This window comes from Bifidobacterium catulorum (assembly GCF_003129925.1).
Classification (GTDB): domain Bacteria; phylum Actinomycetota; class Actinomycetes; order Actinomycetales; family Bifidobacteriaceae; genus Galliscardovia; species Galliscardovia catulorum.
The window spans coordinates 139593-154060 of sequence record NZ_QFFN01000003.1; the positions used below are offsets into that span (position 1 = coordinate 139593).

At 66.5% G+C, this 14468-nt stretch carries 21 protein-coding genes; 18 read left to right on the forward strand and 3 right to left on the reverse strand.

Annotated features, from left to right (window positions below; genetic code table 11):
- Window positions 1–32 precede the first annotated feature (32 nt).
- From DF200_RS02565 to DF200_RS02635, 15 genes are all read left to right on the forward strand, one after another.
- The gene (locus DF200_RS02565) at window positions 33–929 is read left to right on the forward strand and encodes a phage major capsid protein (protein ID WP_109136723.1); all 897 of its coding nucleotides are present in this window, start codon (window positions 33–35) and stop codon (window positions 927–929) included.
- 12 nt (window positions 930–941) lie between these two features.
- Window positions 942–1469, forward strand: coding sequence for a head fiber protein (locus tag DF200_RS02570; protein ID WP_109136724.1), 528 nt, complete (start codon window positions 942–944; stop codon window positions 1467–1469).
- A gap of 62 nt (window positions 1470–1531) precedes the next feature.
- Entirely contained in the window at window positions 1532–1822 is a 291-nt protein-coding gene (locus tag DF200_RS02575; RefSeq protein ID WP_109136725.1) for a hypothetical protein, read from the forward strand.
- A 12-nt stretch (window positions 1823–1834) separates the two neighbouring features.
- Window positions 1835–2281 carry a Gp19/Gp15/Gp42 family protein gene (locus DF200_RS02580; protein WP_241520094.1) on the forward strand — a complete coding sequence of 149 codons (447 nt, stop codon included), beginning with the start codon at window positions 1835–1837 and terminating at the stop codon, window positions 2279–2281.
- Window positions 2281–2604: a hypothetical protein gene (locus DF200_RS02585; RefSeq protein ID WP_109136726.1), complete on the forward strand. Its 324-nt coding sequence runs from the start codon at window positions 2281–2283 to the stop codon at window positions 2602–2604. The genes DF200_RS02580 and DF200_RS02585 overlap by 1 nt, the downstream gene beginning before the upstream one ends.
- Window positions 2605–2608: 4 nt before the next feature.
- A complete protein-coding gene (locus DF200_RS02590; RefSeq protein WP_109136727.1) occupies window positions 2609–2854 on the forward strand; it encodes a hypothetical protein in 246 nt (81 codons plus the stop codon).
- Window positions 2851–3249 (forward strand): hypothetical protein, encoded by a 399-nt coding sequence (locus tag DF200_RS02595; protein WP_109136728.1) that lies wholly within the window; start codon window positions 2851–2853, stop codon window positions 3247–3249. Before DF200_RS02590 ends, DF200_RS02595 begins: the two co-directional genes overlap by 4 nt.
- Before the next feature lie 39 nt (window positions 3250–3288).
- Complete coding sequence (locus DF200_RS02600) at window positions 3289–4155, forward strand: phage tail tube protein (RefSeq protein ID WP_193903111.1); 867 nt, start codon at window positions 3289–3291, stop codon at window positions 4153–4155.
- 106 nt (window positions 4156–4261) lie between these two features.
- Window positions 4262–4645, forward strand: coding sequence for a hypothetical protein (locus DF200_RS02605; protein ID WP_109136729.1), 384 nt, complete (start codon window positions 4262–4264; stop codon window positions 4643–4645).
- Window positions 4646–4740: 95 nt separating this feature from the next.
- On the forward strand, window positions 4741–5022 hold the full coding sequence (locus DF200_RS02610; protein ID WP_109136730.1) for a hypothetical protein: 282 nt from the start codon (window positions 4741–4743) through the stop codon (window positions 5020–5022).
- A 25-nt stretch (window positions 5023–5047) separates the two neighbouring features.
- On the forward strand, window positions 5048–8185 hold the full coding sequence (locus tag DF200_RS02615; protein ID WP_109136731.1) for a tape measure protein: 3138 nt from the start codon (window positions 5048–5050) through the stop codon (window positions 8183–8185).
- Window positions 8172–8999, forward strand: coding sequence for a hypothetical protein (locus DF200_RS02620; RefSeq protein ID WP_109136732.1), 828 nt, complete (start codon window positions 8172–8174; stop codon window positions 8997–8999). The genes DF200_RS02615 and DF200_RS02620 overlap by 14 nt, the downstream gene beginning before the upstream one ends.
- On the forward strand, window positions 8990–9955 hold the full coding sequence (locus tag DF200_RS02625) for a hypothetical protein (protein WP_109136733.1): 966 nt from the start codon (window positions 8990–8992) through the stop codon (window positions 9953–9955). Before DF200_RS02620 ends, DF200_RS02625 begins: the two co-directional genes overlap by 10 nt.
- 11 nt (window positions 9956–9966) lie before the next feature.
- Window positions 9967–10200: a hypothetical protein gene (locus DF200_RS02630; protein ID WP_109136734.1), complete on the forward strand. Its 234-nt coding sequence runs from the start codon at window positions 9967–9969 to the stop codon at window positions 10198–10200.
- A 2-nt stretch (window positions 10201–10202) separates the two neighbouring features.
- Window positions 10203–11045, forward strand: coding sequence for a hypothetical protein (locus tag DF200_RS02635; protein WP_109136735.1), 843 nt, complete (start codon window positions 10203–10205; stop codon window positions 11043–11045).
- Here the strand turns inward: DF200_RS02635 and DF200_RS02640 are convergent.
- The 3 genes from DF200_RS02640 to DF200_RS02650 all read right to left on the reverse strand — a co-directional run bounded on the left by DF200_RS02640 (window position 11042) and on the right by DF200_RS02650 (window position 12614).
- Window positions 11042–11320, reverse strand: coding sequence for an H-type lectin domain-containing protein (locus tag DF200_RS02640; protein WP_146191991.1), 279 nt, complete (start codon window positions 11318–11320; stop codon window positions 11042–11044). The genes DF200_RS02635 and DF200_RS02640 overlap by 4 nt on opposite strands.
- 57 nt (window positions 11321–11377) lie before the next feature.
- On the reverse strand, window positions 11378–11632 hold the full coding sequence (locus DF200_RS02645; RefSeq protein ID WP_109136737.1) for a hypothetical protein: 255 nt from the start codon (window positions 11630–11632) through the stop codon (window positions 11378–11380).
- A 106-nt stretch (window positions 11633–11738) separates the two neighbouring features.
- Window positions 11739–12614, reverse strand: coding sequence for a tyrosine-type recombinase/integrase (locus DF200_RS02650; protein ID WP_109136738.1), 876 nt, complete (start codon window positions 12612–12614; stop codon window positions 11739–11741).
- 101 nt (window positions 12615–12715) lie between these two features.
- On the opposite strand from DF200_RS02650, the gene DF200_RS02655 reads away from it, so the two are divergent.
- Genes DF200_RS02655 through DF200_RS02665 form a run of 3 tightly spaced genes read left to right on the forward strand, consistent with a single transcriptional unit; the run spans window position 12716 to window position 14333 of the window.
- A complete protein-coding gene (locus DF200_RS02655; RefSeq protein ID WP_109136739.1) occupies window positions 12716–13138 on the forward strand; it encodes a hypothetical protein in 423 nt (140 codons plus the stop codon).
- Between the two features lie 28 nt (window positions 13139–13166).
- A complete protein-coding gene (locus DF200_RS02660) occupies window positions 13167–13829 on the forward strand; it encodes an NlpC/P60 family protein (RefSeq protein ID WP_109136740.1) in 663 nt (220 codons plus the stop codon).
- An 18-nt stretch (window positions 13830–13847) separates the two neighbouring features.
- Window positions 13848–14333: a hypothetical protein gene (locus tag DF200_RS02665; RefSeq protein ID WP_109136741.1), complete on the forward strand. Its 486-nt coding sequence runs from the start codon at window positions 13848–13850 to the stop codon at window positions 14331–14333.
- Window positions 14334–14468: the final 135 nt, after the last annotated feature.

The window sequence follows — 14468 nt, forward strand, 5'->3', positions numbered from 1 at the left end:
CGAAAACAACCAGCTCGAAAGGAGCGAATATCATGGCCGATCCGACTATGAACCGTAAAACCACCGGCCTCGACCTGACCCCGGAGACCCAGGCGGAGATCTGGCAGAACGCCACCTACCAGAGCGCGTTCATGCAGCTCGTCCCGCAGGTCAACCTGCCGGGCAAGGGCGTGCGAGTGCCCATCATCACCGGCGACCCGGAAGCCGACTGGGTAGCCGAGGGCACGGTCAAGCCGAAGAGCGGCGTCGGCTTCTCCAAGAAGGACATGGTGCCGTACACCATCGCGGTCATCCTGCCGTTCTCGAACCAGTTCCGCCGCGATTTTGAGGCCCTGTACGCGCAGATCGTCGCCAAGGGGCCCGGCGCGATCGCCCGCAAGATCGACCAGACCATCATGGGCTTGGGCGACAAGCCGGGCGCGGACTTCGACACGCTCGCCGACGCGCCGCAGGTGCAGCTGGGCAAGACCGTGTGGAAGAGCCTCAACGACGCCGACGACAGGGTGACCGACGCCGACGGCACCGTCGACGGCTGGGCTTTGAGCCCGCAGGGCCGTTCGATCCTGCGCCAGACGACCGACAACAACGGCCGCCCACTGTTCCTCAACGGCACATCCGGCTCCGACGTGAGCACCGTGCTCGGCAACCCCACCTACATCAGCAAGGGCGTGCACGTGCCCGCGCAGGCCGCAGGCACGGACGGCAACCCGCCCGCACGCCCCGAGATCGTGGGCGTGGCCGGCGAATTCGCATCCGCCGCATGGGGCACTCCCGAGGGCATCCAGACCAGCGTGTCCGACCAGTCGACCATCACCATCGACGGCCAGCCGGTCAACCTGTGGGAGAAGAACATGTTCGCGGTGCGCATCGAGATGGAGTTCGGATTCCGCGTGCGCGACATCAACCGCTTCGTGCTCCTCACCAAGTAAGGACGGTGGAACATGGCCATCAAGATCATGCCGCTGCCTGCAGCGCAGGCAGACGAATTCATCGCACCCTATGACGGCATCATGAGTGCCGTGTTCGTCGACGCGGACGGTAACCCCATCGACATCACCGGCGGCGCCGATGCGGCGCCGGCCGTGGGCAGTGTCACGCCGGCGTCCCTGTCGGGCTATGACGCGGGCACGGGCCATTCCAAGATGGTCAGGGTCAAGGCCGACGGCTCGGGCTTCGACTTCGTGGACGATTCCGTCACGCCGCCGTCCGGCAGCATCACCACCTCGATGCTCAAGGCCGGCTGCGTGAACACGTCCGCGATCGCCGACAAGCAGGTCACGGCCGCGAAGCTCGCCGACGGCGTCATCCCCGACGCGTACACGCTGCCCGCGGCCTCCGCCGCCGCGATCGGCGGCGTCAAACAGGCCGCCTACGTGGCCGACCCGGCGGGCGACGCCCCCACGAAGGCCGAGTTCATCGCGTTGAGGGACGCCCTGGTGGCGGCCGGGATCATGGCCCCAAAAGCCTAGCGAACCTGTGGTGGACGCGTCCCAACGTCGCCGGCGGCGCGGGACTGGCGCTGACCTCGCCCATGCCGGGCGTGTGGCGGCTGCGCGGCACGGCCACGCTCACATACGTGCACTTCGGCACGTGGATGGCTTTGGAGGCGGGCGTATACCGGCTGTCGGCCGAGTCGACGGATCCTCGCGTCCGGGCCGTGGTCTACCCGAACGGGTCGCGCGACGTGCCCGGCCTCGACAGCGTCTCCACGCCCGAGCTCGCGTTGCCCGCCGGCAGCCATCTCGCCGTCATCGTCGCGGACATGGACGTGGGCGACGCCCTGGACGCGGACATCACGCCAATACTCACCCGAATCGGATGAAAGGAGCCGACCATGGCCGACGAGGATGATATCGACCCGGGCATGGGCGGCGATGCGGGGCCTCTGGCCACGCACGGGGATCTGGAACGCCGATGGCACGCGCTCACCGATTCCGAGCGTGCGCAGGCCGATGAACTGCTCGCCGACGCGAGCGAGATCGTCCGCGCCCACGTCGCCGTATATCCCGAGACCCATGACCCCTCATGGTGGGCGTCCCATTCCCGCAGGCTGAACCTGATCTGCTGTCAGATGGTGCGCACCGCCATGCAGCAGCAGGTCTCGGGCGTGCCCGACGGGGTGACCCAGTCCACCGAGACCACCGGGCCGTTCACCAACTCCTACAGCTGGGCCAGTCCGGACGGATTCCTGCGGTGGAGCGACTCCTATCTGCGGATCCTCGGCCTGGGCGGCCAGCGCGCGTTCTCGATCGACATGGCCAGCGGGGAGGTGGCCGGCTGATGGAACGCATCGACGTATACCGTGGCGAGGCGACGGAGGACGAGGACGGCAACCGGGTGCAGGGGCCGTTGGAGCTCGTCGCGAGCTTCGACGGGCTCGTGGCCCCGGTCTCCACGCCGGAGACCCCGTCCGAATCCTCGTCCGGCGTGGTCGTGGACCATGCCGTCTACATCCGAGGCGACGAGCCGACCGGCATCCTCGACACGGACGTCATCGGCGTGCGCGGCAGACGGGTGCCCGTCGACGGCGTGCCCGCCGTATGGCGGGACGTGCATGGCCGGCACGTCGGCGACGTCGTCACCGTGAAACTCAGGGAGGGATAGGCCTATGCCCAAAAAAGTCAGGGTCGTGCTCAAGCGGGGCGCGTTCAGCCAGGAGGTGCTGCACCGTGCCGTGCAACCGGTCATGGACGACGTGCAGGAGCAGATGGAGGCGCAGGCGGCCGGCGACGACCGGATCACGGTGTGGCGCAACGAGGACACCGACCGCGCGAACGTGGTCGCCACCTGTCCCGCTCCGGTGGAGCGCGTGCACGGCACGCTCACCCGGATGCTCGGAGGGGTGAGCGCATGAGCGTGTTCCATCCTCCCGTCCGTCCCCGGCGCGTGGAGTCGTATCTGCTGCCATTGCTGCGCGAACGATTCCCCGACGTGAGTTTCGGCGGCATCCGGAGCAGGGACAACCCGGAGCGCGAATGCGTGATGGTCGCCGAGCCGCAGCAGCCGGCCACGCCCGTCAGCCAGTACGTGCGACTGCGCGTGAGCGTGTGGGTACGGCGCGGCGACGGCACGGGCGACTATGCGGCCGCGCAGCGCCTCGCCTCCCTCATCGCCACCTACCTCACCGGAGCGGACCTGCCGTATCTGGTCGTCTCCGCCGGCCTCGACAGCGGGCCCATACGGCTGAGCGACGAGGACGGCGTCACATGCGCCTACCTCGTGCTGCTGCTGACCGTGTCCACCGTGTGAAAACCCCAAAGCATCCATCCAACCGAAAGGACGACCGTCATGGCCGATACCAGCTACATCACCAGCGGCAACAACGCCGACCTGGTCAAACTCGTCAAGGACTACGCCCTGTACCTCTTCCCGCTCGACACGGGCGAGTTCGAACCGCCCACGAACGAGGAATGGCAGCCGCCGCAGGGAGCCCGCCCCGTGGGGTACAACAGCGAGGACGGCGCCGTGCTGCATCCCGAACCCGGCGACGACACCGAGATCAAGGCCCACAACGGCGACATCGTCGTCAGCGAGCAGGATCCCGGCTACTGGACGCTGCAGATCCCCGGCATCGAATGCCGCCGCTCGATCGCGGAGGCGTACTTCGGCGTCACGGCCGACGAGTCCGGCGCGTTCCATGTCAGGGACGCGACCACGAACCGCCAGTACGGGCTCGTGCTCGCCTGCCTCGACCAGTACGGCAACCCCATCGTCCTGTGCGCGGGCAAGGCGCAGGTGTCCGACCGCGACGACATGACGATGGTGAGCACCGAGGTCCTCACGTTCAACGCGACGTTCAAGTTCTTCAAGGCCGCGGACGGCTACCAGTTCCACGTGTACGGGCTGCTCGCCGCCGAGATGGCAGGCCTCGCCACCGCCGTCACCGGACTGACCGCCACGCCCGAAACGCTGAGCGTCGAGGCCGGCGAGTCCGGCACGTTCAATGTGACGGTCAAGCCCGACAACGCGACCGGCTGGAAGCTCGCCGTGTCCAGCGGCGACGAGACGAAGGCCACCGCAAGCGTCGAGGGCGCCACCGTCACCGTGACCGGCAAGGCCGCCACCGAAACAGGCAAGCCCGTGACGGTCACCGTCACCGCCGGAGACAAATCCGTGGCGGTGCCCGTCACCGTCACCGCAGCCGCGGGCGCCTGACCCATGCTTCCCCTCCCGCGCGTGGATGGCGGTCTCCGCGCGGAAGGGGAACCTCCCGCACATCCAAGACCGCCGCACAACCACACAAAGCATCAAGGAGACCGCCATGAGCGACAAGCCCATCATCATCGAACCCGACATCGACGAAAGCCGGGAGAGTCTGCCCGACGTGACCCTGAGCCTCAAGGGCCTCGACACCACCGTCACGCTGCCGAACCTCAACAGCGCCGACCTGCCCATCGAACTCGTCAACGTGGTCCTCATCATCAAAAGCAAGGTCGCGCTCAGCGAGGAGGACACGTTCCACGCCACCGCCGTGTTCCTCGCCTACCTCGAACAGATGAAACCCGACCTGTGGAACCGTCTGCGCCGCGCCGGCAACCCGCTCGGCTGGATCAGCGCCATCATGCGCGGCTGGGCGGAGGGCTCGGGCCTCGACCCAAAACAGCTGTCCTCCTCGTCCTCCACCAGAGCCACCACGGCGCGCTAGCCGCCGACTGGCTCAACCGCTACGGGCTCATATGGAGGCCCGCGGCCCTGCTCCAGTGGCTCGACGCGCCACGTGAGGCGAAACCACGCGGCAACATGGGCGTCGGCCTCGCATGGGAGCTCACCCGCGAGATCCTGCGCGACCACACGTCCAACAGCTACGCCGCCCTGGCCGGATGGTCGTACACTCCCACCGGCGCCGAAATCGCCTTATGGGACGGCCTGGAAATGGAGAAACGGGTCAGGAGACGCGGCTGGCGGCCATGGAAGGACGCGCCCGACCCGCTGCGGGCCAAACCCATGGAGGACCCACGCCGCCGCGCCGAACGGCTCCGACGACGCCAACGGCTCAGGGAGCGATACCACATAACCGAATAGCGCTACACCGCAAGGAGGCGACCCGATGGCACAGGACATCGGCACCGTATACATCGAGGTCGCCCCCTCGGGCAAGGGCTTCGGCAGGAAGCTCGAAGGCGATCTGACCGGCAGCATCGACACCGCCGCCAAATCAGGCGGCACCAGCCTGCTCGGCCGTCTCGGCACCGCGTTCAAGGGCGTCGGCAAACTCGGTCTCGGAGCCGTCGCCACCGTCGCGGGAGGCCTCGTCGGCCTCGCCGCAAAGGGCGGTTTCGACCGCGCCCTGAACATCGAGAACGCGCAGGCCAAGTTGAAGGGCCTCGGCCACGACTCCAAAAGCATCAGCGGCATCATGGACAGCGCCCTGCAGTCCGTCAAGGGCACCGCCTTCGGCCTCGGCGACGCCGCGACCGTCGCCGCGTCCCTGAGCGCGTCCGGCGTCAAAAGCGGCACGCAGATGACCAACGTGCTCAAGACCGTCGCCGACACCGCCCAGATCTCCGGCCGCAGCCTCACCGACGTGGGCACCATCTTCGGATCCGTCGCCGCACGAGGCAAGCTCCAGGGCGACGACATGCTCCAGCTCATGGAATCCGGCGTGCCCGTCCTCCAACTGCTCGCCAAGCACCTCGGCAAAACCAGTGCCGAGGTGAGCGACATGGTCTCCGCCGGCAAGATCGATTTCCAGACGTTCGCCGACGCCATGCAGCAGGGGCTGGGCGGAGCCGCGCAGGCGGCCGGCACCACGTTCACCGGCGCATTGGCCAACGTCAAGGCCGCGTTGTCGCGAACCGGCGAGACCATCGCCGCGCCCGTGCTCAACGGCCTGCGCGAACTGTTCAATCAGGCCATCCCCCTCATCGACGGGTTCACCGCCGCCGCCAAACCCGCCATGCAGAAGGTCGGCGCGGCCCTCGAACAGGGCCTGTCGGGGGCCATCCCCGCGGCCGTCTCCCTGTTCGACCGGTTGAAGACCGCCGCCATGGACATGTATGCGAGGCTTGAGGACAACGGAGCCATCGCCGCATTCCAAAGCGCATGGAACGCGGCCGTCGGCACCGTGAGGACCCTCGTCTCATCCATCCAGAACACCCTTATCGACTGGTCGGGCATGATCCCGCCCGACACCATCGCCACAGGCATCAAGGCCATCGCCACCACGCTGGACCTCATCGCCCACGGAGCCGAGGCCATCGCCCCCGTCGTCGTCCCCGCCGTCACCGCCCTGCTCATGTTCAAGGGCGCATCCGCCGGCATAAGCGCCGTCGGCAACGGGCTGAAGGCCCTCACCGGCACCATGGACGCCGTCACCAGAGGAGCCCAGGGAGCCGGCCGCGCCCTCATGCTCATGCAGGACCTCGGCGGCGCGACGGCGGCGCTCAAAGCCTACGCACGAAACCTCACCCTCGTCGCCAACGCGCAGAAGGCCATCGCCTCCGGCAAGGCCATGTTCACCGCGCTCAGGGGAGCCGCCGCAGGCATGGGCGCGGCACTGACCGGCACCCTCGGCGTCTGGGGCATCGTCGCCATAGCCGTCGCCGCGGTGGCGGCCGCGCTCGCCGTGTTCTTCACCCAGACCGAGACCGGCAAGAAGGCATGGCAGTCGCTCATGCAGTTCCTCCAGCCGCTCTGGCAGCAGGTGCAGGCCGCATGGCAGGCCGTGCTGCCCGTACTGCAAAGCCTCGTGGAGAACCTGTTCACCACGCTCGGCGACATCGGCTCGTCACTCGCCCCCGTGCTCCAGCAGTTCGGCGGACTGTTCACACAGGCCATGCAGCCCATCATCGCCCAACTGCCCGCCCTCATGGACGCGTTCGGCCAGCTCGGCAACGCGCTCTCCCAAGCGTTCGAGCAGACCGCGCCCATGGTCGCCGACATGCTCGCGCAGATATCGACGGCGATCGGCCAGCTCATGCCCGTCGTCATGCAGCTCGCCGGCCAGCTCGTGCCCGTCATCACGCAGATAGCGACCACGCTCATCGGCCTGCTCGTACCCGTCATCACCGCCATCATGGGCGTGGTCATGCAGATCGTGCCCGTCATCATCCAGCTCGCGACCACGCTCATCGGCCTGCTGGCCCCGGTCATCCAGACCATCGCCACCGCGATGGCCGCGCTCCTGCCCGTCGTCACGACCATCATCACCACACTGGTCGGCATGCTCATCCCCGTGATAACGGCGATCGTCAACGTCATCACCGCTCTCATCCCCGTCATCACCGCCGTCGTGCAGACCATCATCAGCGTGGCCACCCCGGTCATCACCGCCATCATCGGCGCCATACAAGGCGTCGTGACCATCCTCCAGGGCGTCATCACGTTCCTCACCGGCGTGTTCACCGGCAACTGGCAGATGGCATGGTCGGGCATCCAGCAGATATTCTCCGGCATATGGCAGGCCATCAGAAGCATATTCACCGGCATCTGGAACGCCATCAGAGCGGCCATCAGCGGAGGACTCAACGTCATCAAAGCCATCTGGACCGCCGTATGGAACGGCATCAAAGGCGTGTTCACCGCGATCTGGAACGGCATCAGAACCGCCATAGGCAGCGGCCTGAACGCCATCCGCGGCATCTGGACGTCCGCATGGAACGGCATCAGATCGTTCTTCACCGGCATCTGGAACGGGTTGCGCTCGGCCGCCAGCAACGGCATCAACGCCGTCGTCAACACGGTCCGCGGCATCAAAGGCAAGATCACCGGCGCGTTCAGCGGAGCCGCGGGCTGGCTCTCCAGCGCGGGCTCGAACATCGTCGCCGGCCTCGCCGGAGGCATCCGCAACGCCGTCGGCCAAGTCGTCGAAGCCGCCAAGAGCATCGCCTCCAGCGCCATCAACGCCGCCAAGAACGCGCTCGGCATCCACTCGCCCTCAAGAGTGTTCCGCGACCAGGTCGGCCTCATGATCGGCGCCGGCATCGGCGAAGGCGTCACCCGCAGCACCGACATCGTAGACGACGCGCTCGCCGGCATGAACTCGCGTCTTCAGGCCAGCGTCCAACCCATGGTCGTGCCCATGACGGCACGGCAGGAGGCGGAGTCCGGCACGGACGTGGAACGCATGCTGCTGGAGGAGCTCGTCTCCCTGCATGCCGACCTGCCGCGGATCCTGTCGGACATGGGCCTTGAGGTCGACGGTCGTGAATTCGGAAGGATGGTGCGCAGGCATGCAGTCGCTTAAATACGTGTGCGCCACGAACGGCGAGACCATCGGCATGAGCGGCCCGGACATCTACGCCCAGACGGCGGAGGGCATCCGGGGCCGCGCATGGGAGTACACGCTCGGATACCGCGACCTGTCGGGCGTGACGCGGGACGCGCGCGAGGTGAGTCTGGAACTCACCTATCATCGGCGTCCCGACCTCGCCGACTGGACGCGCCGCCTGTTCGACGCGGACGTGGCGAACCATACGCCCGGCATACTGGACGCGGACGGATGGCAGGCCACGGCCTACGTGGTCAAGGCCGAGGCGGAGGACATCAGCCCGACCATCATCCGCCAGAAGCTCACCGTCGTGCTGGCCGAGGGCGTGTGGCGGCGGCCGCTGCCCGTCCAGCATTTCTGGAGCGACGACCTGCAGCCCGGCCTCGACCTCGATTATCCGCACGACTATCCGCACGACTACCTGCCCACCACGAGGCATGCGGCCTCGTCGAACCCGATGCTCACCCCCATGCCGTTCACGATGACGATATTCGGCCCCGCCGTCAATCCGCAGATCGTCATCGGCGGCAACACGTACCGGCTGGACATGGACATCCCCTCGGGCGCGTACGTGACCATAACCACGGTCGGACGCCGCCGGACCATCGTCATGACGGCCGAGAACGGCGACATGACGGACGTGTTCGCGAAAGGACGGCGCGGCAGCGGGCTGGACGGCGGCGAATACATCTTCCAGCCGATCCCGCCCGGCGACAACACGGTCCAATGGAAGGGCTTCGGCTTCGACCTGACCGTGTGGGAGGAGGAGAGCGAACCGCCATGGGCGTAGACCTCATCATCACCGACGCCGCCCACGTGGACCATGCCGCCGTGGACGACTACACGCTCGATTGCGCGTGGGGTGAGGACGAGAACGACTTCGAACTCACCATCGGGCGCGTCATACCATCGGGCGCGTACGTCTACCTCGACGGGTCCGAATGCGGCGGCATCGTCGACGGATTGCGCGACAAGCTCGACCGTGGCGGCAGCGTCCTGACCTATTCCGGACGCACATGGCACGGCATCCTCGCCGGCAAGATCATCCAGCCGGACGTCGGACAGGACTATCTGACGGTGTCCGGCGACTCGCGCACGGTGATCTCGTCGCTCATGGACCGCATCGGGCTGGGCCCGCTGTTCACCGCCGTGGCGGCGCCCGACGGCGAGGCGCACACCATCGCCGCCTACCAGTTCGACCGGTATGTGGACGCGTACACGGGAATGCGGAAGATGTGCGCCGCATCGGGGCTGAAGCTACGGCTCGCCTACCGGTCCGGGCACGTGGAGACATGGGCCGAGCCCATCGGCCACTACGGCGACGCCATCGACTCCGACCTGCTCGACTTCGACGTGACCCGCACATGGAGGCCCGTGAACCATCTCATCGGGCTCGGCAAGGGCGACCTCAAGGACCGCGTCGTGTCCCACTGGTACGCCGACGCGTCGGGCAGGGTCAGCCAGCGGCAGACCCTCACCGGCGTCGACGAGATCACGCAGACCTACGACTACAGCAACGCGGAGGCCGACGAACTCGCCAAGAACACCAGGGAGAAGCTGGAGGAGCTGCAATCCGAAGGCGACGTGTCCGTCACGATCCGCGACCAGACATCGCCGATGCTCGACGTGGGCGACACCGCGACCGCACGCGACAACATCACCGGCATCACGGTCAACGCGACCGTGACCAAGAAGATAGTCAAGGCCTCGCGCGGCGTGCTCAGCGTCGACTACGAGGCCTCATAGGAAGGAGGGACATGGCGCGCAAGGACAACTGCACCATCATGCAATGCGACCGCTGCCAGACGCTGAAGTACTTCGAAAGACAGGACGACGAAGGCTTCAAGGAATGGTGGAGCATCGCCCGCTTCGACTCGGACGGCGCCCAGCACGACTACCTGCTGTGCGCCGACTGCCACGGGCAGTACGTCGACAGGCTCAAGAACGCGGACACCGACTTCAAGACATGGATGGACGGAGGACGGTCATGACAATGAGTCTGGCAACCGGGCACGCGGGCACGCCGCACGTCACCGCGGCGCAGGCAGCCGGCCTTCAGGCCGGCATCATCGGGCCCGACGACTACGTGCTCGACCGCGGCAGCAGGTTCGCCATCACCGTGGTGTCCGCCAACAAGGTCACCATCGGGTCGGGCGAACTGGTCATGCAGGGCTACCATGCGTCGAACGACGCGGGCGTGGACCTCATCATCACGAACGGCGCGCAGGGCATGAAACGCCGCGACCTCATCGTATGCCGCTACGAGAAGGGCTCCGACTCCGTGGAATCCGCCCGGCTCGTCGTGGTCAAGGGCACCGCGACGACCGGCACCCCCGCCGACCCCGCGCTCAACACGACCAGCATGTGGAACGGCGGCACCACCTACGACATGCCCCTGTACCGGATCCCGTTGGACGGCATCACCATCGGCAAGCCCGTGCCCCTGTTCAACCTCATGCAACCCATGTCCGCCGTCTGGGATTCCCTATCCCACACGGATGATTACGCCAGCAAACTGAACACACGCATCGGTGAGCACGACCGCAGTCTGGCCGCGCTCACGGGCCGCGTGAAGACGGGAACGTACATCGGCTCATGCGACAAGGAAGGATTCTGCCTGATCGCCAACCCGTTCAACAGCACGGCCGTGGCCGTGTTCTACCAGTTGATGCCGAACCAGATGACCGACGCGTTGGGCAAACGATGCCTGCCCCTGCCGTGGGACGTCACGGCGAGCCGGTTCCGCTGCCGACTGCGCAACGAAGTCAACCAGGACTGGATAGCCGGCGTGCAGCCCGTGCGTATCAACTGGGTGGCGTTCAGGACCGTGCTCTAGGCGATTTCCCCGTATGCGTACACCTCCTGCCGCATCTCCTCGCTGGGTTTGGACGAGGATGAATAGTTGCGCAGGGAGAGGATGCATCCGGTCGCGGTCACGTCGCTGACGCTTGCCATGAGCCATGAGTCCTTGGGGTTGACGACCACGACCGGCGTGCCCTTGAACGGCTTGGGCCATGTCACGGCGAACGTCTTGCCGCTGGTGCCGGGTATGCCGTTCCGGGTGACGCCGATGCTGTCGGACTGCCAAACGGGAGTCGGCTTCGTCTTCAACGCCGCCACCTCGGCACGCGTCTGGTTCAGATCACCTTGCGTCTGGGATAGGGAATGCTATGTGTTGGGCAACAGCACCGTCCAGTTGATGCGGATAGGGGCCGTACTGTTGGCGCTGAACATCACGTCGATACGGCCGGGGTCCTTCACGAACCGGGTCCCGATAGGGATGATGGTGTTGGCCTCCCAGTGGCCGTTCGTGACCACGACGGTGCATCCGTCCTGCCAGTCGACGCCGAACTTCGCCCGGAACTGGGCCAGCGTCCACAGGGGCGCATACCCCTTGGCGGTCGGCTGGGTGACGACGGTCATGCCCGTAACCACACGCCGCTGCATGGCGGCGAGATCACGGTCATGCTGGGAAACCCGCGTGCTCAGCTTCGACGTGGCATCATCCGCGTGGGATAGGGAATGCCGGTCACGCGTTCAGGATGCTCGCGCCTATGGTCTTCATGGCCTGCCGGTACACATCCCATGTGGGCCTCAAATAGTATTTCGCGGTCGTGCCGATGTCCGAATGGCCCAGCATCGCGGAGACGACCTTCAGATCCACGCCGGCCGTCAGCGCGTTGGTGGCCCACGAGTGACGCAGATTCGACGGCGGTATGTGGCCGAGCCCGATAAGCCGCATATGGCTCCGGAACCGTCGCGCGACCTGCAGCGGCGTCAGCGTGCCGGTCAACCGGCCCCTGCCGTGGACGGTCCTGCGTATCTGCCTGAGCCGTTCCACGACGAACCGTGGCAGGGGAAGAGTCCTGTGCGACAGCCGGGTCTTCGGCTGCACCGTTATCGTACGGCCGTGCACGTATTGGACGCTTCTACGGATCCGCACCTGTCCTTTGCGCAGGTCGATGTCCTCCCATTCGATGCCGCACGCCTCGCCACGCCGCAGGCCAAGCACCGCGGACACGATCGCATACGCCTCGATACGGTGTCCGTGGAAGTGCCGGAGCATCCTTTTCACATCTCGGATGCCGATGGTCTTCGGCTCGTATGGTTTCGGACTGGGCAGGCCGACGCCGGCCGAGCACGGATCGTAGGCGATGACGCCCCATTTCGCGGCCTTGCGGAGCATGGAGCGCAGCACCGCCCACGCCTTGCGGCACGCGCCCGGCCGGTCGGCATAGGCCGCCGCCCAGGATTCCACACGTTCGACGGTGATGGCGTCGAGCGGCACATGGCCGAACGTCTCCCGCAGGTGGAGTCGGTAGGCGCTTTCGTAGCCGATCAGCGTGCTCTCCCGCAGCATCTTGCATGACGCCCACCAGCGGGGCCAGAAATCATCCAACGTCATCGAAGGTCCTTTCCTCGTCTTCCTTAATCCCACACGCCATACGGCCGGCCCGGCCGGGGAAGCGTATGGGATTCCCACTATCCCAGAAAGAAGGTCCGCCGTTGACCGAGACACTGCCCGTATGGGTCACGCTCGCCGGATTCGTGCTCGGGTCCGGCGCCACAGGCACGCTCGCCGCATGGATTCTGCGCCGCATCGACCGGCGGGACATGACCATCACACGCGAGGACCTCGACGCCGCGCTCGCGTCCTCCGCGACGATACGCGACCTGCAGGCAAAACTGGACCGGGACTTCGAACGGCTCGAAGCGAGCGAACGGGATCGGCGCGACCTGCGGCTCGACGTGCTGCGGCTCGAACTGTTCGCCCACACCCGGTACCGGACCCAGCACGAACGCCAGCTCGAAGCGGGCAAGGAGTATCTGGACCTCGGCGGCAACGGCTACGGAAGCGCACGCTACGAGGCCTTGAAACAGGACTACGTGCGCCGCGAGACCGGCGGCGACTGGAACTATCAGCAATGATTATCGATCACTGGAAAGGAGGACGGTGATGGCGAATCTTGAGAAGGCCGTCACATGGGCGATACGCATCGCGAACGATCCGGCCCACGGCTACGACCAGCCGCACAGGATGGGAGGCATCGACTACGACTGCTCAAGCCTCGTGCAGGCCGCGTTCCGGCAGGCGGGTTATCCCATGCCCGACTGGCTGTGGACCGGCAACATGCATGCGACGCTGCCCGCGCTCGGATACACGTGGCATCAGGGCATGGGCGGCATCCGTCGCGGGGACATCCTGTGGAAGACGGGGCATACGGCCATCTACATCGGTTCGAACGCCCGCGTCGAGGCATGGATGAACGAGTTCAACGGCGCGTCGGGAGGCGCGTACGGCGACCAGACCGGGCAGGAGATCCGCGTGCACGCGCCCTACGACGACGACGGGTTCGCGGGATACTTCCGTCCGCCCGCCTGCAACAGCAGCAAACCATCACAGACAGGAGACGACGACACCATGCAATGCATCATCCAACCCAACGGCGAAAACCGGCTCGTCTACTTCGACGGGACGAAATGCCACGACCTGACCCACCCCGACCAGGTCAAGGCCCTCCAACAGGTCGCCAAGGCCTGCGGGCGAAGACTGCCCAGCCTCAAACTCGGCAGCAAGACCGCACCCTGGTACACGCGCCTGCAGCAGGCCCTCCGCTAACCAGAAAGGACAAACACCATGACGGACACCACCAACACCACGGCCGAGACCACGGCCTCCCATCCCGTGACCGAATCGCCCATCCCCGGCATCGAACCATTGACCGAGGAGGAGATGCTCGCCATCCTCACGGCTATGGCCGGCGACAACGGCGGCCAGGTGCAGGACATCTGGTACAAGAGCAAGCGTGTGATCCGCACCGTCGCGCAGGCCTCGGTCGGATTCATCGTCGCCGCGCCGACGGTCGTGCAGATCACGGCCGCGGTCGGCGCGGACCCGTCCAGCCACCTCGGCGTGACGCTGGCGGCCATCGGCACGGGCGCGACCGCCGTCGCCGGCGTGCTGTCGCGGATCATGAGCGTTCCGGCCGTCAACGCGTGGCTGGTCAACATCGGCATGGGCTCCGTGCCGAAAAGCACGCTCATTAGTCTGCCCGACCTGTACAAGGGACAGACCACCGACGACATCGACGATTCCGACGACGAACCCCGGCACGCCGCCTGACCAGGCACCGCCCCTTCTCCACGTCCTCGCGGCGTGGGGGAGGGGCGTTTTCGTCGTCCGAGGTGCCTCATTTGAAAGTGAGCGCGTAATCCGGAGTGGTGCCTCACTTGGGGTGAGCGCGAAATCCTAGTCCTT

What these genes read in the sequence shown, in the direction of transcription:
- DF200_RS02595 (WP_109136728.1), top strand. Translation starts at nt 2,851, where the DNA reads ATGAGCGTGTTCCATCCTCCCGTCCGTCCCCGGCGCGTGGAGTCGTAT.
- DF200_RS02635 (WP_109136735.1), top strand. Translation starts at nt 10,203, where the DNA reads ATGAGTCTGGCAACCGGGCACGCGGGCACGCCGCACGTCACCGCGGCG.
- DF200_RS02585 (WP_109136726.1), top strand. Translation starts at nt 2,281, where the DNA reads ATGGAACGCATCGACGTATACCGTGGCGAGGCGACGGAGGACGAGGAC.
- DF200_RS02645 (WP_109136737.1), bottom strand. Translation starts at nt 11,632, where the DNA reads ATGACCGTCGTCACCCAGCCGACCGCCAAGGGGTATGCGCCCCTGTGG.
- DF200_RS02665 (WP_109136741.1), top strand. Translation starts at nt 13,848, where the DNA reads ATGACGGACACCACCAACACCACGGCCGAGACCACGGCCTCCCATCCC.
- DF200_RS02600 (WP_193903111.1), top strand. Translation starts at nt 3,289, where the DNA reads ATGGCCGATACCAGCTACATCACCAGCGGCAACAACGCCGACCTGGTC.
- DF200_RS02565 (WP_109136723.1), top strand. Translation starts at nt 33, where the DNA reads ATGGCCGATCCGACTATGAACCGTAAAACCACCGGCCTCGACCTGACC.
- DF200_RS02650 (WP_109136738.1), bottom strand. Translation starts at nt 12,614, where the DNA reads ATGACGTTGGATGATTTCTGGCCCCGCTGGTGGGCGTCATGCAAGATG.
- DF200_RS02570 (WP_109136724.1), top strand. Translation starts at nt 942, where the DNA reads ATGGCCATCAAGATCATGCCGCTGCCTGCAGCGCAGGCAGACGAATTC.
- DF200_RS02630 (WP_109136734.1), top strand. Translation starts at nt 9,967, where the DNA reads ATGGCGCGCAAGGACAACTGCACCATCATGCAATGCGACCGCTGCCAG.
- DF200_RS02590 (WP_109136727.1), top strand. Translation starts at nt 2,609, where the DNA reads ATGCCCAAAAAAGTCAGGGTCGTGCTCAAGCGGGGCGCGTTCAGCCAG.
- DF200_RS02575 (WP_109136725.1), top strand. Translation starts at nt 1,532, where the DNA reads ATGCCGGGCGTGTGGCGGCTGCGCGGCACGGCCACGCTCACATACGTG.
- DF200_RS02625 (WP_109136733.1), top strand. Translation starts at nt 8,990, where the DNA reads ATGGGCGTAGACCTCATCATCACCGACGCCGCCCACGTGGACCATGCC.
- DF200_RS02580 (WP_241520094.1), top strand. Translation starts at nt 1,835, where the DNA reads ATGGCCGACGAGGATGATATCGACCCGGGCATGGGCGGCGATGCGGGG.
- DF200_RS02660 (WP_109136740.1), top strand. Translation starts at nt 13,167, where the DNA reads ATGGCGAATCTTGAGAAGGCCGTCACATGGGCGATACGCATCGCGAAC.
- DF200_RS02610 (WP_109136730.1), top strand. Translation starts at nt 4,741, where the DNA reads ATGGGCGTCGGCCTCGCATGGGAGCTCACCCGCGAGATCCTGCGCGAC.
- DF200_RS02605 (WP_109136729.1), top strand. Translation starts at nt 4,262, where the DNA reads ATGAGCGACAAGCCCATCATCATCGAACCCGACATCGACGAAAGCCGG.
- DF200_RS02615 (WP_109136731.1), top strand. Translation starts at nt 5,048, where the DNA reads ATGGCACAGGACATCGGCACCGTATACATCGAGGTCGCCCCCTCGGGC.
- DF200_RS02620 (WP_109136732.1), top strand. Translation starts at nt 8,172, where the DNA reads ATGCAGTCGCTTAAATACGTGTGCGCCACGAACGGCGAGACCATCGGC.